Consider the following 17,942-nt stretch of genomic DNA (forward strand, 5'->3'; position numbering starts at 1 on the left):
GTTCTCTCCTATGGATCAGTTCATCAGCTCGCGGACATCAACGAAATGACCGGTTACAGCGGCAGCAGCAGCCATGGCCGGGCTCACCAGATGGGTACGCCCGCCAAAGCCCTGACGGCCCTCGAAGTTCCGGTTCGACGTGGAAGCACAATGCTCCCCCTGCCCCAGCTTGTCGGCGTTCATGGCCAGGCACATCGAACAGCCCGGGTCGCGCCACTCAAGACCGGCTTCGATAAAGATCTTGTCGAGACCTTCCTGCTCCGCCTGGGCTTTCACCAGACCGGAACCGGGAACCACCATGGCCTGCTTCAGAATCGGCGACACCTTCCGCCCTTTCACCACGGCAGCGGCCTCGCGCAGATCCTCAATCCGGCTGTTGGTACAGGAGCCAATGAACACACGATCCAGCTTGATATCGGTAATCGCCATATTGGGCTGCAAACCCATGTACTTGAGAGCGCGAACAATGCCTTCTCGCTTGATCGGATCGGCTTCCTGTTCCGGATCGGGCACCTTGCCATCAATTCCGGCCACCATTTCAGGAGACGTACCCCAGCTCACCTGCGGCTGGATTTCCGAGCCTTCGAGCTCAACAATCTTGTCGAAGACTGCATCGCTATCGCTATGCAACGTGCGCCAGTATTCAACTGCAGCATCCCACTGCTCGCCCTTGGGGCCAAACGGGCGATTGCGAACGTATTCGATGGTGGTGTCATCAACCGCTACCATACCAACCCGCGCACCGGCTTCGATGGACATGTTGCAGATGGTCATCCGCCCTTCCATGCTCAGGCCCCGGATGGCTTCGCCGCCAAACTCAATGGCGTGCCCGGTACCACCGGCAGTCCCGATTTTGCCAATGATGGCCAGCACAACATCCTTGCCGGTAACGCCCGGACCCAGCTTGCCATTGACCTTCACCAGCATGTTTTTCATTTTCTGCTGCACCAGGCACTGGGTAGCCAGCACATGCTCAACTTCACTGGTGCCAATACCATGAGCCAGGCAACCGAAAGCACCGTGGGTAGATGTATGGGAATCCCCACAAACAATACTCATGCCCGGCAACGTTGCGCCCTGCTCGGGCCCGATAACGTGCACGATGCCCTGGCGTTGATCCTTGATCTTGAACTCTAGAATCCCGAACTCGTCGCAGTTCTTGTCCAGTGTTTCCACCTGGATCCGGGAAACCGGGTCAACAATACCTTCGACACCACGATCACGATCCGTGGTAGGCACGTTGTGGTCCGGCGTCGCAATGTTGGCATCAATCCGCCACGGCTTCCGCCCCGCCAGACGCAGGCCTTCAAATGCCTGGGGTGATGTCACTTCGTGCAGTAACTGACGATCGATATAAATCAACGCGGAGCCGTCATCGCGCTGTTTGACGAGATGATCGTCCCACAATTTGTCGTATAAGGTTTTGCCCGCCATGGTTCTCTCTCACTCTCTGGGGGTTTTTGGTTCTGACGTTTGATAACGGTATCTTACCGCCTGCGACCGGATAACCCCAATTCATGTTTTTTATCTATCGCATGCCTTATGGTAATGCTTTAAGATTCTGAGAAGGTCGCATGAAGGGATAAGCCTCCCAAAACACGCCCGTAAATACATCCATGTAGGGCTCGGTCGCGCCATCCCTGGCGCTCCACGGTTTTGGGAGGCTCATCCCTCCATACTCCCCATGCGCTGCGGATATTGGCCACACTCTGGGGAGCGGGTTGGAGCAGCGTTTTCAAAACCGTAGAGGGCCAGGGATGGCCCGATTCGAGCCCACAGGGATGTACTTGTCGGCGTGTTTTGAAAACGCTGTTCCAAGCCGGGACCTGCACCATATTTCGAAATCCGGGAACACAGATATGGACTCAAACGCATTAAAGGCATTTTTGACCATTGTCGATCAGGGCTCCTTCTCTGAAGCCGCGGAAATCCTGCACCTGACACAGCCGGCCATCTCTAAACGCCTGGCCGCCTTGGAAAACCAGCTTGGCACCAGCCTGATCGATCGGAGCCACCGCCAGATTCGTCTGACCAATGCCGGCAGTCGTTTGCTTCCCCATGCACGTCGGATCCTCGATGAAATTCACAACGCCCGGGTGGCGTTGTCGCCGGACTCTGGACAAGTCGAGGGCGAGCTGCAAATCATCGCCAGCCATCACATCGGTCTGCATCATTTGCCAAATTGGCTACGACGGTTCAAACGGGAATACCCTCAGGTGTCCATCAACCTACAGTTCATGGAATCCGATGCCGCCTACGAGCAGATGCGTAAACGTAATGCGGAGCTGGCATTCGTGACGCTGAGTGACAGCATGGAACCGAGCTTTCATGTGTTTGCTCAATGGCCGGACCAGATGGTGTTTGTGGCGGGCGCTGAGCACCCCCTGGCGTCACTCGAAAATCCGAGGCTTACAGACTTAGCAGACCACCCGGCACTATTGCCCGACACCAGCACCGCAACCTATCGGGTTGTGAGCCGGTTGTTTCTGGAGGCGAATCTGCACCTGAATCCGCAAATGCCAACCAACTACCTGGAAACCATCAAGATGATGACCAGTGTGGGCCTGGGCTGGAGTGTGCTGCCCCTGCGCATGATTGACGACAGCCTTACGGTACTGGACGTGGGCAAGCCGGTTTCTCGTGTCCTCGGGGGGATCGGGTTATCCGGGCGGCAGCTCAGCAACGCCGCCAATGCGTTACTCACCATCGTGCAGGAAGAAGAAAGCGCCTGAGCTTTACCCCTCGCCATGGGCTGGCGGCGGCCGAAGGCCTCGCCAGGTGATCACGATTGCGAGGGCCATGGCGGCCGCACCACCCCAGAAAGCCGCCGAGGTACTGAACCCATCCACCAGGAAGCCCGACAACCAGGCCCCAAGCGCACCGCCAGCACCGAACGTGAGGCCGCTGTAGAGGGCCTGCCCTTGCCCGTGATGGTACTTGCCAAAAAAGCCCTGGATGTATTGGACAGAGATAGCGTGCAGCGCACCGTAAGATGCTGCATGCAGCAGCTGAGCGAACAGCAGGACGAGGACAACATCCGTCAGCTCCGCGATCAGTACCCATCGAATCATGGTGAGCGTAAGCGCGCCGATCGCAATCTGGCGAACCGTGAAACTGCGCGTTAACCGGTGCATCACCAGAAACAGCGCGATCTCCGCAAACACACCCAGCGACCACAGCAAACCAATCGACAGCTTGCCGTAGCCGTGCTGCTCCAGATGAATACTGAAGAACGTGTAGTAGGCTCCGTGCGAAACCTGCAGCAGGAAATTCATCAGAAAAACGTAACCACTGCCGGGTGCGTGACGATGGCCTTTAAACTACCTTTCGGAGCCGGCGGCTTTCGCTCACCCCGCTCCGCAGGCACCAGAAATGCGGATACGGCAATGCCCGCAAACACCGGAAGCAACAACCACGGGAGATTCTGAATCGGCACCAGTTCCAGCAAACCGCCGACCAGCGCAACCGCTCCGATGAACCCCACCGAGCCCCAGAGCCGAACCCGCCCGTATTTCTCTTTCTGCTCGCCCAGGGTTCGAAGCGTGATCACCTCATACAGCGGCAAGATCGCATTCCAGAAAAACGTGAACGCCAGCATGACCAGCAGCAGGCCATAAAACCCCGGTTCCATGAATACGCCGGCGAAGAACAGCGAGCCGGTAATGGCGCCGACCCGGACCAGACGAACCCGTTGGCCGGTCTTGTCGCCGAGCCAACCCCAGACGCTGGGCGCAATGATTTTGGTGAGCTGGATCGTCGCCATGAGGGTGGCGATCTGGAGGTAGGAAAAGCCCTGGCCCTCAAGGTAGAGGGACCAATACGGCAAGAGCCCGCCAAGGAGGGCGAAGAACCAGAAATAGAGGTTAGAGAGGCGCCAGTAGATAGAAATACCCCGCAAGTCCGGCTGTTTTGGCGGGACTCACTGCCCAAAAATGTGGAGCGCCAAGGATGGCGCGACCAAGCCCTACAGGGAAGTATTCACGGGCGTTTTTTGGGCAGTGAGTGCCGCCAAAGCAGCTTCACCAAGCCTGACAAACAAAATCAGAGCTGCCCAATCACCGGCGTAGAAACAGAAACATCCGCATTCTGCCCACGATGCCGCAGGTAATGGTCCATCAACACAATGGCCATCATCGCCTCCGCAATAGGTGTCGCGCGGATGCCGACACATGGATCGTGCCGCCCGGTGGTAATAACTTCACAGGGATCGCCGTTCACATCAATACTGCGACCCGACAAACGCAAACTCGACGTGGGCTTCAATGCGATACTGGCCACGATCGGTTGCCCCGAGGAAATACCTCCAAGCACACCACCGGCATTATTCGAAAGGAACCCTTCCGGCGTCATTTCGTCACGATGCTCGGTGCCCTTCTGGTCGATGCAGTCAAAACCGGCGCCAATCTCGACGCCCTTCACCGCATTGATGCTCATCAGTGCATGAGCCAGATCCGCATCCAGGCGGTCAAAGATCGGCTCGCCGAGACCCGGTGGCACACCGTCGGCAACCACGTTGATCCGGGCACCGATGGAATCCCCCTCCTTGCGCAGGGCATCCATATAAGCTTCCATCTCGGGAACCTTGTCCGCATCCGGGCAGAAGAACGGGTTCTGGTGAACCTGATCCCAATCCAGTTTCTCGGCCTTGATGGGCCCCAGCTGCGACAGATAGCCGCGAATCCGGATACCCAGGCGCTGCTCAAGGAATTTTCTCGCAACAGCACCCGCAGCAACCCGCATAGCGGTCTCACGGGCAGACGAACGACCACCGCCGCGATAGTCGCGAACACCATACTTGTGCATGTAGGTGTAATCAGCGTGAGCCGGCCGAAACTGTTCGGAGATCTTTGAGTAATCCTTGGACCGCTGATCGGTGTTTTCAATCAGCAGGCCAATCGGCGTTCCGGTGGTCTTACCCTCGAAAACGCCTGACAGGATTCTCACCTCGTCGGCTTCGCGACGCTGGGTTGTGTGCCGGGATGTGCCTGGCTTACGGCGATCCAGGTCCCGCTGCATGTCCGCTTCCGAAAGCTCAAGCCCCGGAGGGCAGCCATCAATGATGCACCCCAGCGCAGGCCCGTGGCTCTCGCCGAATGAGGTAACCGTAAACAGTTTTCCGAAAGAGTTTCCCGACATAATTCAGTATCTTGTTCAGCTTTTATGAGAATTCAGTTTAACTGGAAGCCTGCCACTGACGCAGGTCCGGCTCGGTGATCAGAAAGACGCCATCGCCCCCATTCTCGAACTCCAGCCAGGTCAGTGGCAGATCCGGATACGCCTCATCCATTGCAACCCAGCTGTTACCGACTTCCACGACCAGTAGTCCACCAGGAGTGAGATGCTCGGCCGCTTTGGCAATGATTCTGTGAGCGATGTCGAGCCCGTCTTTACCGGCGGCAAGGCCCAGCTCAGGTTCGTGGCGGTACTCATCCGGCATGCTGGAGAGATCGTCTGCATCCACATAGGGCGGGTTGCTAACGATCACGTCGTAGCGACCTTCAATATTGTCAAAGACATCGGATTGTACGGTACGGACCCGCTCGCGGACTCCGTGCAGGTCGATATTGGATTCAGCCACTTCAAGTGCATCCGGAGAAATGTCCGACAGATCGACTTCCGCCTCGCCGAAAACAGATGCCGCACCAATGCCAATGCACCCGCTCCCGGTGCAAAGATCAAGGATGCGTTCCACCGGCTTGTCTCCGAGCCACGGCTGAAAGCCATTCTCGATCAATTCACCAATGGGGGAACGCGGTACCAACACCCGTTCGTCAACATGAAAGGGCATGCCCATAAACCAGGCTTCACCGAGCAGATACGCCAGAGGTACGCGCTCATCCACGCGCCGGGCGATTCTTTCCAGTACCAGCTCCCGCTCTTCCCGCGTTAGACGGGCATCCAGGAACAGAGTGTTGTTTTCAAGGGGAAGGTGCAGGCTACGCATAACCAGCTGAACGGCTTCATCCCAGACATTGTCCGTGCCATGCCCGAAAAACAGCGGCGAAGCAGCAAACCGAGAGGAGGCGTAGCGGAGGTAATCCCGAACGCTGTGAAGGTCGTCAATAGGGCTGGTCACTAACGTACATCCTGTGCAAGAGCGTGTTAGCGCGGGATTATACGCTGATTACCCGCTCGACTGCAGCCCGCCCCCGCCAACAAATTGTTCAGATAGCCAGAGGCCCGGAGCTGTTCCGGCTTTCTTCAAAGCGATCCAGCGCAGCAGCCATCCGCTCACGGCCCAGCTGAATCAATTCCGGGGCCTTGTGATAATCGTAGCTCCGACAGGCATTCTTCGGGATATTCACCAGCAAATCCGGCGGGTAGCCCGCGATCTTGTACTGCACAAGCGCACTCTGCATGGTCTCGATGGTGAGGTTCATCACATCGAATTTGCCGATCCCGAGCTTGTCCCAGTCGATGGTTTCGTGCTCTTCCTGGCTCTTCTTGTCAGCCGGCTTCTTCTCCGTCTGCTTTTGATGCTCTTTCTTGTGCACTGCCCGGCTGATCTTTTCTTCCGGGCTGTCACCGTTGTCCGGCTTCCGGGCAGTCAGGGATTTCAGGGCATCCCAATCAAACCAGCGCGAGGCCTTCTCACGGATGGTATCCACCCACTCGTCCATATCCGTGTTTTCAGCCTCGCCTGGAGTAAACGCAGCGTCCGGAATCCGTCGACGGCGGTCATCCTCGCCACTGAGATTGACCGCAACGATGATGTCAGCGTGGGAGGAAATGGTCGGGATGATTGGCAAAGGATTGAGCAAGGCACCGTCCACGAGGACTCTGCCATTGAGAACGAGAGGTGTGACAACACTTGGAATCGCCACCGAAGCGCGGATAGCCTGATCCAGAGGCCCTTCCTGAAACCAGATTTCCTTGTGGGCGAGCAGATCTGTCGCCACGGCCGTAAAGGCAATGGGCAGGTTTTCGATCCGGGTATCTCCCAGCATTTCCCTTACAACCGAAAAAATCTTCTCGCCACGAATAGCACCCACGGAATTGAACGTTACATCGAGGAGCTTGAGGACATCGAACTGGCCCAGGCCGGTAACCCAGTCCTTGTAGTCCTGCATCTTGCCCGCTCCGAACATACCGCCGATCAGGGCCCCCATGGAACAGCCGGAGATAGCAACGATGTCGTAGCCACGCTCCACCAGAACTTCGATGGCGCCGATGTGGGCATACCCTCTGGCACCACCACTTCCCAGCGTCAGAGCCACGGTCTTGCGCGGTTTGTTCCGGTCTTTGCCTTTTTCCGGATTTGCCGGAGCACTGGTAGCGGAGACATCCGAGCTGCTCAGGACCTTCGAGACGTTGTCCTGCGGATCTTTCTCTGAGGGCTTGTCCTTTGGATCCTGATCGTCATCCTTTGATGTGCCCATAATCATTACCTCGAGATCACCACCACTTCTACCCGGTCGCCCTGCCTGTCTGGATCACTGAAGACACCTGCCGGCCCCACAACGATTATCTCCTGTTGAGCCCGGGAGACACCCGTTTTGGACAGGACCTCCGACAACGATTCGGTAGCCAGGCGGGCACGCTCCATCGCATCACTGAAGGACTCATCAGTCTCCAATACAGAATAGCCCACCAGTGCAACCACCGTACCCTCTTCACGGGCCAGATCATTCACCCGCCTGCGATCCGTTGCCTGCCAATCGAACCGGTAGGTTACACCGCCTTGCCAGGGAACAATAATCGGCCCTTCGACGCGGTTGGCCATGGTGCCAAAGCCGGGAATGGTCGCGCCGGATTCAACCCGCAGGTGCTCCACCCAAACATACTCCCGAAGGTTGCCGCGAGTCACCGTGTAAATGAGGGTCAGCCAACGGGCGCCGTCCTCGGCAACGGTGCCCGCCACCAGATAATCCTGGGTTGCATCACGGCCATAGAGAACGGCCTGATTAAAGATCTGGTTCGCCCATACGTTGCTTCTTCCACAACGGATACTGGAGCACTCGAACAGAATCTGGGCGTTTCTCTGGCGCAACAGACCCAGGTAGTGGTCCCGCGCTTCCTCGCGACTTGAGTCTCGGGCAATCCGGTACAGGCGCCCTTCCCCAGTCACGGGCAAGCGGGCCAGGGTTTCGGAGCGAATCTCGTTATTGACTTCCCGCACGGGGCTGAACAATACCAGGTGTCCCGACGACTGAATCGAGACCGTATCTTCAAGCGTCGACTGTTGATAGGCCTCGGGCATATCCTCCGGAGCAGACTGCACACCGGAAGACAGTGCCAATAATCCGAGGATCGGTACCAAGAAACGTGTGAACAGTAATTTCAGCAAGCGATTACTCATTTTCCAGGAATTGTCTGATGGCTATTGCAGCCGGCCCGGTCTCGCCATCCAGATGGCAATGGTGACCTCCCGGCACGGTTACGATCTGGAGGTTGGCGATAGCGTCAGCGCGTTTATCCAGATCCTTTCTGTACGAAAGAAGTCCTGCATCGGCTCTGACAAAAAGCACACGGGTTTCGATAGCAGACAGCGAAGCCAGCACCTGCTCTTCGGTCATCATCAATGGAGACGGGTGCCGTAACCTGGGATCGGTCTGCCAGACGTAGCCCTCTCCCTCGGGTTTCATATTGCGCGGAATGAGTGTCAGCGCGGCCTCGGGGCTGAGCGGGCTCAGCCCGCCCTCCCGTGCTTTGGCGGCCGTGGCGATATCCGGATAGACAACCTGGCGGCCAGAGCCGGCAATGCGTTTTTTCACAGCTTTCCGGAGCTGGGGAATGGTTTCCTTAACCGGACGGCTCAATGCGCCCAGGCTGTCGATCATGACAAGGTTTCGAATTCGCTCCGGAAAGGCGGCCGCGTAGAGCGCTCCGACAATCCCCCCAAGCGAGTGCCCGACCAGGTTGATCCTGCCATCCGGTGTTTCCTGGAAATAGCGTTCAACCAGCTCGGCAAGATCCGCCACATAGTCCATCAAGAGGTAACTCTGCCCCTCTGGCCGGTGCCCGGAATGGCCATGCCCGGCGAAGTCCAGCGCGTAGACGGGCCCGAGTCGCGCCAGCTCCGGTGCGAGCTTCACAAAGGTAAGGCTGTTATCGAGCCAACCATGCAGCATTATGATCGGTGTATTATCGTGGGCATCAGTAGCGGCAGGCCAGCTAAGGCCGGCCAGGGTGATGTGCCGGAGTTTCCAATCGGACTCGCGGAACGACCGGGCGGGGTTTTCAATGCTCCCGTCCTTCACCTGGTTTCCGGGGGTGTCCGTGGGAAACGACATGTCGCTCATCCAGGCTCCGCCTTCACATTGTATGGGTGGGGCGATCGGAGCTCAGCGAGCCTGCCAGGTAGGACTCAATCTTGGTTCGGGCGGTTTCATCATCACCGTTGAACTGGACACCAATACCCGCCGCGCGGTTGCCCTGGGCACCTTTGGGCGTTATCCAGATTACCTTGCCAGCGACCGGAATTTGTTCAGGCTCGTCCATCAGGTTGAGAAGCAGGAAGACTTCGTCGCCCAACTGATATTGTTTCTGGGTCGGGATGAACAGACCGCCCTGGCGAATATACGGCATGTATGCCGCGTAGAGCACTGCTTTATCCTTGATTGTCAGGGTGAGTATGCCACTGCGCGCACCAAAACCTGGCCCCATAACTGACACCTTTCTCTTAGATCGTTTTGAACGGTTATCGGGATCCGAAAATCCCTTTCATTCCGGAATCATAGCAGTTGTTGCCCCCAAAGACGCAATTCTGCCGGGATATCCACTAGGCAGCAGGGCGTTTCACCGGCATCAGCTTTTGCCAGGCGATCAGAAGACGACTGGCTTCCAGCTCGGGGCTGGCGTTGTAGACACCCGCTGCGCGTGATTCCTTTACCATATCGAGCAACTCATGGGCCCGCCAGCCGGGCGTCGTTTTTGCCAGAAATCCGAGCATATCGGCGGCATCGGCGTCCCGAGCACTGCCCCCCACAATCAAGCGTGCCAGATCAGCCGCCCAGGTTTCGAACAACCAAAGCGTATCCTCCAGGCCCATGGACTTGAACGCCCTGGCGGCCTCACCGACCGGAATCCTGGACTTCATGAAATCCTTGAAGCGGTCTAGGGCCGTGTCCCGCAAACCGATGAAATCACCTGTTGCATAGTCCAGTGCCAATCTGGGTGCATTACCCGCCAGCATCAAAGCTTTGGCCAGAACATCTGCAGACGGTTGTGCATCTTCGGGAAGATTCTTTACACGACTGGCGAGCCAGTGGTTGGCTTCGCTGTTGCCGGGCACCGGAACCGTCAATGTCTGACATCGGGACCGGATGGTAGGCAACACCGGACGACCACTCTCCTGCAACAGAATCAAGGTCACGTCGGGCAGCGGCTCTTCAAGGGTCTTGAGCAATGCGTTCGCCGCATTGATGTTCAACTGATCCGCCCGGTCAATAATCGCCACTTTATGGTGGGCCACCTGCGGAGACGCCACCGCGAACGACGACAGAGCCCTGACCTGATCCACCTTGACCATACGGGACTTTTCCGGCGCATAAATCCGGATATCCGGGTGGCTGGCGGCTGCCAGAAGTTCACATTGTTTACAGCGGCCACAGGCAATTGGCTGGCCCGCTTCCCGGCCCAATGGCTGATCGCACAGCAGCAGCCCGCCGACAGCCTCTGCCCAGGCCCGCTTGCCCACACCACACTCACCAACAAGTATAAGAGCGTGTGGGAGTCGGTCTTCTGCGACCCGGCTCTGAACCGTTTGCCAGGCACGGCGCAGCCAGGGCATATCTTGGGCAATATCAGTCACTGGATCTTCCTGTGCGGGTTCCGGATCTGCGCAGTTGGCGCTTCATGGTTGCAAGCAAGCGGCGCATTCGCTTCAACTGCTCAACGCCCTCGTCGTCTTTACCAGCGCTATAGTAATGGCTGTTCACCATCCGGGCAAAAAGCCTGGCAGAATCCCCTGCAGCCGGTTCAGCTTTTGCCAGCCTTGATGCAAGAACCGACGGCGTTTCACCATGACGGACAGGCACGCCTGCACTCGCGCACAGACGGTGCCACGTATCCACCACCCTCCGCAACGCGTCCCGCCTTTCTCCACGGCGCATTTGCAACGCGGAAATGAGTCCAGCGATTAGCAAACCGGCACCAACGATACCCGCCGTCATGTATCCCAATTCACGCATGCCGAAACCACCGGGCAACCTGGACATCAGATCCATCTGGCTCTGGCCCTGATAGCCGACGACCCAGCGCTGCCACTGGTAGTTGATGCGATCCAGCTGAAGACTCGCCCATTGCACCAGGGCCACATCCGCATAACGCTGGGGAGAGGCCCAGTTGTTTTCCAGGAAGGATCCCTCCTCTGCCACCGCGTCTCTCAGGCCTGACTCAATCCTATCCGGCGCAATGGCAGCCGTGGGATCGATCCTCACCCATCCGCGGCCGTCAATGTACGCCTCAACCCAGGCATGGGCATCGTACTGCCGCACAATCAGATAATCGCCTCCCGCCCCGTTTTCTCCGCCCTGATAGCCGACGACAACGCGCGAGGGAATACCGGCAGCGCGCAACACGAAGGTGGTTGCGCCAGCATAGTGGGCACAAAAACCGCGCTTCTCGTCAAAAAGCAGGGAATCAATGCCGTCTTCAGGCATGGCAGGAGGTCTGAGCGTGTAAAAGTATTCCTGTTCTCGAAAACGCTGCAACAGGGTACGAACGACCTGCTCGTCGCCCATCGTACGGCGAAGTTCCCGCGCAAATTCTCGCGCTCTGGGATTGCCTTCCTGCGGCAACTGAAGATAGCGGCGCAGTTCCGCAGCGTTTTGTGTTTCGGCAACAGAAGCTTCGCTCTCGAGTGCCAGCCTATAACGCACGGGGCTGTCAGCCGGCCGCCGGAAACGGAAAAGATCCGCGCTGTCTTCGAACACGTTATCCGATACCGCACGGGAACCTTCCAGGGCAAATGCCCAGCGCTGATCCGTAGGTTCCAACAACACGTCATACTGGTTTGGCTCAAGCTCTCCTATGCCACCATCGACCGCTACGCGGCCCAGGGCCCGAAATGGTTCTTGTTGACCCTGGCGCCAGGTTTCTCCATCCAGGTAGTCGAGAATAAGCCCTCGCCAGTATCTTTCTCTGTAGGCGGGCATCTCGCCGCCAAAGGTTACCCGGAACGCCCTCTCACTGCTCTGGGCAAGGTTGGAAATATCCCCTGGCCTCATGGTGTCGCTGATCCCGGTCCGGGCCTCACCGGACACCAGCGGCACACTCCACAGCGGCGACATCCGGGGGAAAAACACGAATAAAAGAACGACGATTGGCAGTGTCTTGAGGAACATTCCACCCAGCCTGCGCCAGCCTGAAGTCATGCCGCCGGGCAGTTCTGGTGCGTTCAGTACTTGTAGCCCGACCAGCAGCAGCGCTATGCCGGTGAAGTTGACCAGTGCCCATAGAATCTCCTGATGGAACAGGAAATTTACCGAGGCCAGATAGACAAGAATGAAAAAAAGAACGTAGAAGTCCCTGACCGAACGGGTCTCCAGCCACTTGAGACCTACCGCCAGCACGAAGAACGAAGCTGCGGTATCTACCGTGAACCGCCCCTGCACTGTTGCAACATAGACGCCGATCAGCACCAGCATAATGCCCGTGCGCAACAGGCGGCCAGGGAGCCTTACCCTTCCGTATTGCGCCAACCAGCGCCAGGCGGCCAACACTGCGCAAGCCGCAATCAGCCAGAGCGGTAACCGGTCCCACTGTGGCGACAGCAGCAACGCAAAACTGGCAATCAGCCAGAGCAAGGCTCTCGAAGGCAGATTGGTCGCTGTCGCTTCTTCCGATTGGGTGCCTCTGATGCGGTCCAGGAAACTCAAGCCCGCCCCTCCCCTGCATACTGCGGTGAGTTTCCTATCGGCTTTCTGCGCGTTCCATGGGGCTCGGCCATGGTATCCCGGGGCCGTTCCTCACCCCAGGTCGCCAATGCACGCAGGCACCGTGCTGCGTGCGCCGGCCCCGAATCAGGCTCGATGATCTGCCCGGGAAGATTCAACCCGAAACGCACGCCGCTTTTGCCCCGTTCATTGACCAGAAACGCCAGGTAACTCAACCGTAACTCATGGTCTGCGCCAGGGTAGGCGTTGAAATCCAGCCAATAGGGACTGCCCTGCTCACCCTCCCAGTCTGCCACCACCATTTGCCCGGTTCGTGCGAACCGCTTCCAGAGCACCCGCTGGCTGAGATCACCTTCCCGCCAGGGTCGGATATCCGCATGGTCATTGCCCTCAACGGATCGTGCTTCTGCTGACTCTTCACCATCCTCTACCGTGCTGAACGCCTCAGGAGCTGGAACCGGCCTTGGGAATACCAGACCGGAGGATACCGGCCGAACCCACGACCAGGACTTGAGGAGGCCGAACGGAAAACGCGTTTCAATCCGTACCCGATCGGGCCGCAAATACCCCCGATGAGCGGAATGAACCGGAAGCGTGACATCCAGGGAACGACCCGAGTGAACGTGAACCGGGGCCAGGCCGGACTCTTCGCAGGACAGCAGGATGGCAATGGCGTCATCCCGCCCTGCCTTCAGGCGGAATCGAAACGGAATATCATCACCGGCAAAGCCCTCTCCCGGCTGAACCAGCGTGAGTTCCAGGCCGGACAGATTTCGATGGGTCTGATGCATCGCGCCAACAAAGACCGCCCCAAGCAGAAAGGTACTCAGATAGATCAGGCTGTTCTGATAATTGATGCCGGTGAGAAGCATGATGACGAGCAACAGCCCGAACACGAGTCCCGCACCAGTAGGCAGGATGAATATGTTCTTCTGACTGAAGCTCTGGACATCGGACCGCGGAATCCGTCGGTTAATCCAGCGACGAAAGCGTTTTCTGAACGGATTTATCATAGTAGAACTGAGGTCCTGCGATGCCCAAAAAGTTCATGGTATTCGACCACGATTTTGCGTTGATTAGTAACAGTACCGAAAAATCAAAGATTCTGATCACAATCCCGGATCATCTGGCTTGAATTCCTGTCTGACAAACCGAATACTCGTTCAAGGGAGCGTGTTTTTTAAACAAAAGAGGCCAGATTATGAAACGCCGACATCTGCTCACCACCGCCATCAGCGGCCTGGTTGTTGCCTTACCTGCCTTCGGTGGCGTTCAGACCATGACCTCGGACGAGATGGTGGAAACCTATGTGAAAGATTCCGCCGTAATCGTTGTACCCAAAGAACGGAAGAAATCAGAAGCCGACCGCCAACGTATCCTGCGCTCCCTCACCATATCGCCCGGCGAACCGGTACTGACCGAAGCTGAGGAGGAAGCTTACCGGGAAGCGTTGCAACGATACGTTGATGAGGGCAGGACCGATGCTCTGGAAAACGCAGAAGATGAATTCCTCCGTCGCGCCCTGCTGCTGCCCCAGGAAGAAATCGCCCGGGCGCAGCCGCCAGCAGAGTTTACCCCAACGATTCCACCAATCATCTTTGGGCAGCAGGCACAGATTCCGGAAGAGCCTTTTACGCAAACCTTTCTTAATGATCAACTGGGGATAGGGTTTGACGGGCAGAACCTGAATTTCAGCATCGGCAATCCGCCTGGGATTGATCAGATACAGGTTCCGCAGGCCATTAATGAAGGGCCCATTACTTTGACGCCGAGGCCTGGTGGAGGGTTTGATCTTTCTATTGCGGTGCCGGATCAGTAGCGCAGAATTAACTGATTCAATTGGAAAGCGGCAGCCAGGATTGGCTGCCGTTTTTTATTGGCCTGAGCTTTACCATGACCAATAAAAACGCCCCGCGGAGCGGGGCGTTTCACCAACTTTGGTGTTACGTCAGATTAGTGACCATAAACCTTCATGTTGGTATTGGTTACTGCCAGGTTGTCCATCTGGAATGAACCGATGGAAGCACCACCGATTTCAACAGCACCTACGATAATATCCGCCCGGAATTCGGGAATCGCGATTTCCAGAGCGTCACCGCCAGTTGCAGCAGAAGTCCCCTTACCCACAGTAATGGTTGCAAAAGCATAGGCATTGGCCAAAGTGGTTGGGTCGGCAGGATCAACGCCGGCACCACCAGTCTCCAGGAAGTTGGTACCCATAACACGCATGTCACGGATATTCACGCCCAGGAAGTCAACATCCATATCCATATCAGTCACGTTAAAACCAACGTTCATGATCAGGTCGTCTGTCGCAGTATCAACGCGAATGTTGAGCTGCGCCAGGCCACCTTCGATACCAATGTTGCTAGCCAGCAGAGTTGTGTCGCCACTGCCGTCGGTAGCGTTCAGTGACGCAGAACCAACACCAACAGCGAAGTCAATTGGAGCACCAGAGATGCTGTGGACATCAATGAAGGCATCACCATCAGCCTCTACATCAATGTCGATCAACAGATCGTCCAGCAGACCAGAGACGCCAGTTACATTGCCGCTACCATCACGCTCGACGGTTCCACCACCGATGAAGATATCGTTGACTGACAGGTAACCATCGTCGGTGTAGCGGAATTCGCCAATGCTGACTTCGGTTTCCAGTTCAATAGACACACCAGACTGACCAGTCACGTTACCCATTGCACTGTCATCGAGCGCTTTCAGGTCAGCGTGTGCAGCAAATGGAGCTGCTGCAACAGCAGTTGCAAGTGCGATTTTCTTCAGGCCTTTCATAACGTTCTCCTTACGGAAAAATTGTTGTTATTTCCATGTGTGCAGACTGTTTGGTTTACTTTTGTATCTGCACAGATACAGAGTACGTCAGAGGTAACAGAATGTTCCGTGAACACCTTCACAGTAACCAATAATTAGATTGTTAGACATTCCTAGATTCATTCGGCAGATTCTTCGTCAACCTTGATATTGAAGATCTGCTTTTCCATGTCTACAACAACTTGCTCTCCGTAGCTTGCCTTGCCGTTTTTGATAGTAAAAGGAACGAGCTGTGCCAGTGTCGGACCAAAAATATGTTCCATTTCTACTACAAGAACTTTGTCAGCGTTTGATTTTTTATTTGGGTTATCAGCCGTATAAAAAATCGCAGTGGCCCCGATCTTTCCTTTTTTCACGAGCGCAATGAGAGACCGCCGGAGAACCTCCAGCGCGATCTCAGGAGGCATTTCTTCTGCCTGTCTAATGCGGATGGCTTTTACGTTATCCCCAGTGTCTGAGACCACTGCAAAAGGCTTCACTCCACCAGTAAGCACAATACGATCAGAAAGATTCTGGATTCCCTTCTCATACATCCTCTCAAACTGTGTCTGGATCATTTGTTTAACCTCCTTGTCTGACTGCTCAGAGCCTTGTGCGGCTGCGAAACAAGGAGCAATAACCAGAATCGCAAACAGTGACAGAACCTCCTTTGCAATGTACCTAGACTTTCTCATCGACAATCTCCGTCCTTTTCTTGGATGCATCACTCAATCGCATGAACGCCGCACCCTGATCTATTTTTGTATTAAGAATGGCCGCCAAACTCAGTTAGAATACCGGCCGATGTCCCAATCTGGCATCCAACTGGAACAGCCTTCAATTAGATCAGTGGCTCGGTGAACCCGACAACGCCGGTTTTGTGTGCTGTTTATCATTTCTCGAAGAATCCGGAGGAACCTTGAACCCGGCAAACATGCGTGAACTTACCGATGAGGGCTACCATCGCCTGCTCAGCCATGCGTGTCGGGAAACGGATTTCGCCTATATCGGAAGCGTTGGAAACGGCCCGGCCCGGGGAGTTTTCAGCGGATTTTCGGCCAGAGCTATTGCCACCGAAGTACTACAACACCCTGTGCCTGAAGATTTCTGCTCCGATCAGCTTGCCCAGAACATGGAAAGCCTCGTCCACCAGTTCCAGATCGAACAGGAACCCAATCCGGAATGCCTGTCCGGAGGGTGGATTGGTTTCCTGGGCTATGAGCTCGGGTATGTCAGGGAAAACCGTCTCAGAGAGCTCTGCCCATCTCTGGATGTCCCCCTGATGTCTGCAGGATTCTATCTTTGGACTGCCAGTCATAATCGCAAAACAGATCAATATTGGCTTTGGATTCATCCGGACTGCCCTGATGGGACGCGTGATTTACTGGACCAGTGGCTGGCCACGGACGAACCCGCCACCACTGGATGGTCTATGGTTTGCGGATTTCAGCCCAGGCAAACACCGGTTGCCTTCAGGACGAGCGTAGAAAGGGTTCGCCAATACATCGAAGCCGGTGATTGTTATCAGGCGAATCTGTCTCAGGAATTCTCAGGCCGTTTCGTAGGGGATCCCTGGCGAGCATTCCAGGCGCTTTCGGATGCTAACCCTACTCCCTACAGCGGTTTTATCCGATCAGGCGAAGCATCGATTATCTCGGTCTCCCCCGAACGTTTTCTCGAGATACACGATCGCACCGTAACCACCAGCCCAATTAAGGGCACCAGGCCGAGAGGCAGAACACCGGAAACCGATCTGGTCTATGCCTCTGAACTGGAAGGCTCCGAAAAGGACCTTGCCGAGAACCTGATGATCGTTGATCTTCTCCGCAATGATCTGGGCCTGAACGCGAAACCCGGTAGTGTGAAAGTCGACAAACTCTTTGCTCTTGAGTCCTACAAGAACGTTCATCACCTCGTCAGCCACATTCGCGCGGAACTTGCCGACGGTGTTACGCCGATGAAGGCCCTGTTTGACGCATTCCCGGGTGGTTCCATTACGGGTGCACCCAAGATCCGAGCAATGGAAATCATCCGGGAACTCGAGCCCCACTGGCGCGGCCCCTACTGCGGCTCGATTTTCTATCGCGGACTGGATGGCACTCTGGACAGCAATATTGCGATTCGAACCATGCTGTGTGATGGCGAGGGCACCATTCGGTGCTGGGGTGGTGGCGGTATTGTTGCGGACTCAGATCCCGAGGCTGAATATCAGGAGACGCTCGCAAAAGTCGGGTCTTTAATGCGGTTTCTGGAAGAGTTGGTGATCGACTGAAGTGAGTTCGGGTGAACATGGGA

General features: G+C 56.3%; 15 protein-coding genes and 1 pseudogene. 3 read left to right on the forward strand and 13 right to left on the reverse strand.

Translation table 11 applies throughout. The annotated features are described in order from the left end of the window. Nucleotides 1-15 precede the first annotated feature (15 nt). Nucleotides 16-1,434 (reverse strand): 3-isopropylmalate dehydratase large subunit, encoded by a 1,419-nt coding sequence (leuC, locus tag HP15_RS09135; RefSeq protein ID WP_014577191.1) that lies wholly within the window; start codon nt 1,432-1,434, stop codon nt 16-18. Nucleotides 1,435-1,859: 425 nt separating this feature from the next. On the opposite strand from leuC, the gene HP15_RS09140 reads away from it, so the two are divergent. Beyond that, the gene (locus HP15_RS09140) at nt 1,860-2,732 is read left to right on the forward strand and encodes a LysR family transcriptional regulator (protein ID WP_041645235.1); all 873 of its coding nucleotides are present in this window, start codon (nt 1,860-1,862) and stop codon (nt 2,730-2,732) included. A 3-nt stretch (nt 2,733-2,735) separates the two neighbouring features. Here the strand turns inward: HP15_RS09140 and HP15_RS23050 are convergent. The 10 genes and pseudogenes from HP15_RS23050 to HP15_RS09190 all read right to left on the reverse strand — a co-directional run. Next, a pseudogene (locus HP15_RS23050) lies at nt 2,736-3,823 on the reverse strand (MFS transporter); the annotation flags it as partial. Between the two features lie 218 nt (nt 3,824-4,041). Next, nucleotides 4,042-5,136 (reverse strand): chorismate synthase, encoded by a 1,095-nt coding sequence (aroC, locus tag HP15_RS09150; protein WP_014577195.1) that lies wholly within the window; start codon nt 5,134-5,136, stop codon nt 4,042-4,044. A gap of 37 nt (nt 5,137-5,173) precedes the next feature. Further along, nucleotides 5,174-6,076 carry a 50S ribosomal protein L3 N(5)-glutamine methyltransferase gene (gene prmB / locus HP15_RS09155; protein ID WP_014577196.1) on the reverse strand — a complete coding sequence of 301 codons (903 nt, stop codon included), beginning with the start codon at nt 6,074-6,076 and terminating at the stop codon, nt 5,174-5,176. 88 nt (nt 6,077-6,164) lie between these two features. Then, on the reverse strand, nt 6,165-7,379 hold the full coding sequence (locus HP15_RS09160; RefSeq protein ID WP_014577197.1) for a patatin-like phospholipase family protein: 1,215 nt from the start codon (nt 7,377-7,379) through the stop codon (nt 6,165-6,167). Between the two features lie 5 nt (nt 7,380-7,384). Beyond that, the gene (locus tag HP15_RS09165) at nt 7,385-8,299 is read right to left on the reverse strand and encodes a DUF4892 domain-containing protein (RefSeq protein WP_014577198.1); all 915 of its coding nucleotides are present in this window, start codon (nt 8,297-8,299) and stop codon (nt 7,385-7,387) included. Continuing rightward, nucleotides 8,292-9,242 carry an alpha/beta fold hydrolase gene (locus HP15_RS09170; protein ID WP_014577199.1) on the reverse strand — a complete coding sequence of 317 codons (951 nt, stop codon included), beginning with the start codon at nt 9,240-9,242 and terminating at the stop codon, nt 8,292-8,294. Before HP15_RS09170 ends, HP15_RS09165 begins: the two co-directional genes overlap by 8 nt. 13 nt (nt 9,243-9,255) lie before the next feature. Then, on the reverse strand, nt 9,256-9,606 hold the full coding sequence (locus tag HP15_RS09175) for a PilZ domain-containing protein (RefSeq protein ID WP_041645236.1): 351 nt from the start codon (nt 9,604-9,606) through the stop codon (nt 9,256-9,258). A gap of 115 nt (nt 9,607-9,721) precedes the next feature. Continuing rightward, nucleotides 9,722-10,753, reverse strand: coding sequence for a DNA polymerase III subunit delta' (locus HP15_RS09180; RefSeq protein ID WP_014577201.1), 1,032 nt, complete (start codon nt 10,751-10,753; stop codon nt 9,722-9,724). Next, the gene (locus tag HP15_RS09185; protein ID WP_085987850.1) at nt 10,746-12,812 is read right to left on the reverse strand and encodes a transglutaminase TgpA family protein; all 2,067 of its coding nucleotides are present in this window, start codon (nt 12,810-12,812) and stop codon (nt 10,746-10,748) included. The genes HP15_RS09180 and HP15_RS09185 overlap by 8 nt, the downstream gene beginning before the upstream one ends. Before the next feature lie 5 nt (nt 12,813-12,817). After that, entirely contained in the window at nt 12,818-13,852 is a 1,035-nt protein-coding gene (locus HP15_RS09190) for a DUF58 domain-containing protein (RefSeq protein WP_041645237.1), read from the reverse strand. Between the two features lie 188 nt (nt 13,853-14,040). Between HP15_RS09190 and HP15_RS09195 the strand changes: the two genes are divergently transcribed. After that, nucleotides 14,041-14,658 (forward strand): hypothetical protein, encoded by a 618-nt coding sequence (locus HP15_RS09195; protein ID WP_014577205.1) that lies wholly within the window; start codon nt 14,041-14,043, stop codon nt 14,656-14,658. 134 nt (nt 14,659-14,792) lie between these two features. On the opposite strand, the gene HP15_RS09200 is transcribed toward HP15_RS09195, so the two are convergent. Both HP15_RS09200 and HP15_RS09205 read right to left on the reverse strand, forming a co-directional pair. Beyond that, a complete protein-coding gene (locus HP15_RS09200; protein ID WP_014577206.1) occupies nt 14,793-15,629 on the reverse strand; it encodes a DUF6160 family protein in 837 nt (278 codons plus the stop codon). A 158-nt stretch (nt 15,630-15,787) separates the two neighbouring features. Beyond that, a complete protein-coding gene (locus HP15_RS09205; RefSeq protein WP_049784473.1) occupies nt 15,788-16,342 on the reverse strand; it encodes a hypothetical protein in 555 nt (184 codons plus the stop codon). A gap of 239 nt (nt 16,343-16,581) precedes the next feature. Here HP15_RS09205 and pabB point away from each other — a divergent pair, with 239 nt between their 5' ends. Beyond that, nucleotides 16,582-17,919, forward strand: a complete 1,338-nt coding sequence (gene pabB, locus HP15_RS09210) for an aminodeoxychorismate synthase component I (RefSeq protein WP_041645238.1) — start codon at nt 16,582-16,584, stop codon at nt 17,917-17,919. The last annotated feature ends 23 nt before the right edge of the window (nt 17,920-17,942 follow it).

This window comes from Marinobacter adhaerens HP15 (genome assembly GCF_000166295.1).
Taxonomy (GTDB): domain Bacteria; phylum Pseudomonadota; class Gammaproteobacteria; order Pseudomonadales; family Oleiphilaceae; genus Marinobacter; species Marinobacter adhaerens.

Bases quoted from the DNA above. Each gene is read 5' to 3' on its own strand.
- leuC (WP_014577191.1), bottom strand. From the start codon at position 1,434: ATGGCGGGCAAAACCTTATACGACAAATTGTGGGACGATCATCTCGTC.
- HP15_RS09140 (WP_041645235.1), top strand. From the start codon at position 1,860: ATGGACTCAAACGCATTAAAGGCATTTTTGACCATTGTCGATCAGGGC.
- aroC (WP_014577195.1), bottom strand. From the start codon at position 5,136: ATGTCGGGAAACTCTTTCGGAAAACTGTTTACGGTTACCTCATTCGGC.
- HP15_RS09160 (WP_014577197.1), bottom strand. From the start codon at position 7,379: ATGGGCACATCAAAGGATGACGATCAGGATCCAAAGGACAAGCCCTCA.
- HP15_RS09165 (WP_014577198.1), bottom strand. From the start codon at position 8,299: ATGAGTAATCGCTTGCTGAAATTACTGTTCACACGTTTCTTGGTACCG.
- HP15_RS09170 (WP_014577199.1), bottom strand. From the start codon at position 9,242: ATGAGCGACATGTCGTTTCCCACGGACACCCCCGGAAACCAGGTGAAG.
- HP15_RS09175 (WP_041645236.1), bottom strand. From the start codon at position 9,606: ATGGGGCCAGGTTTTGGTGCGCGCAGTGGCATACTCACCCTGACAATC.
- HP15_RS09190 (WP_041645237.1), bottom strand. From the start codon at position 13,852: ATGATAAATCCGTTCAGAAAACGCTTTCGTCGCTGGATTAACCGACGG.
- HP15_RS09195 (WP_014577205.1), top strand. From the start codon at position 14,041: ATGAAACGCCGACATCTGCTCACCACCGCCATCAGCGGCCTGGTTGTT.
- HP15_RS09200 (WP_014577206.1), bottom strand. From the start codon at position 15,629: ATGAAAGGCCTGAAGAAAATCGCACTTGCAACTGCTGTTGCAGCAGCT.
- HP15_RS09205 (WP_049784473.1), bottom strand. From the start codon at position 16,342: ATGAGAAAGTCTAGGTACATTGCAAAGGAGGTTCTGTCACTGTTTGCG.
- pabB (WP_041645238.1), top strand. From the start codon at position 16,582: ATGCGTGAACTTACCGATGAGGGCTACCATCGCCTGCTCAGCCATGCG.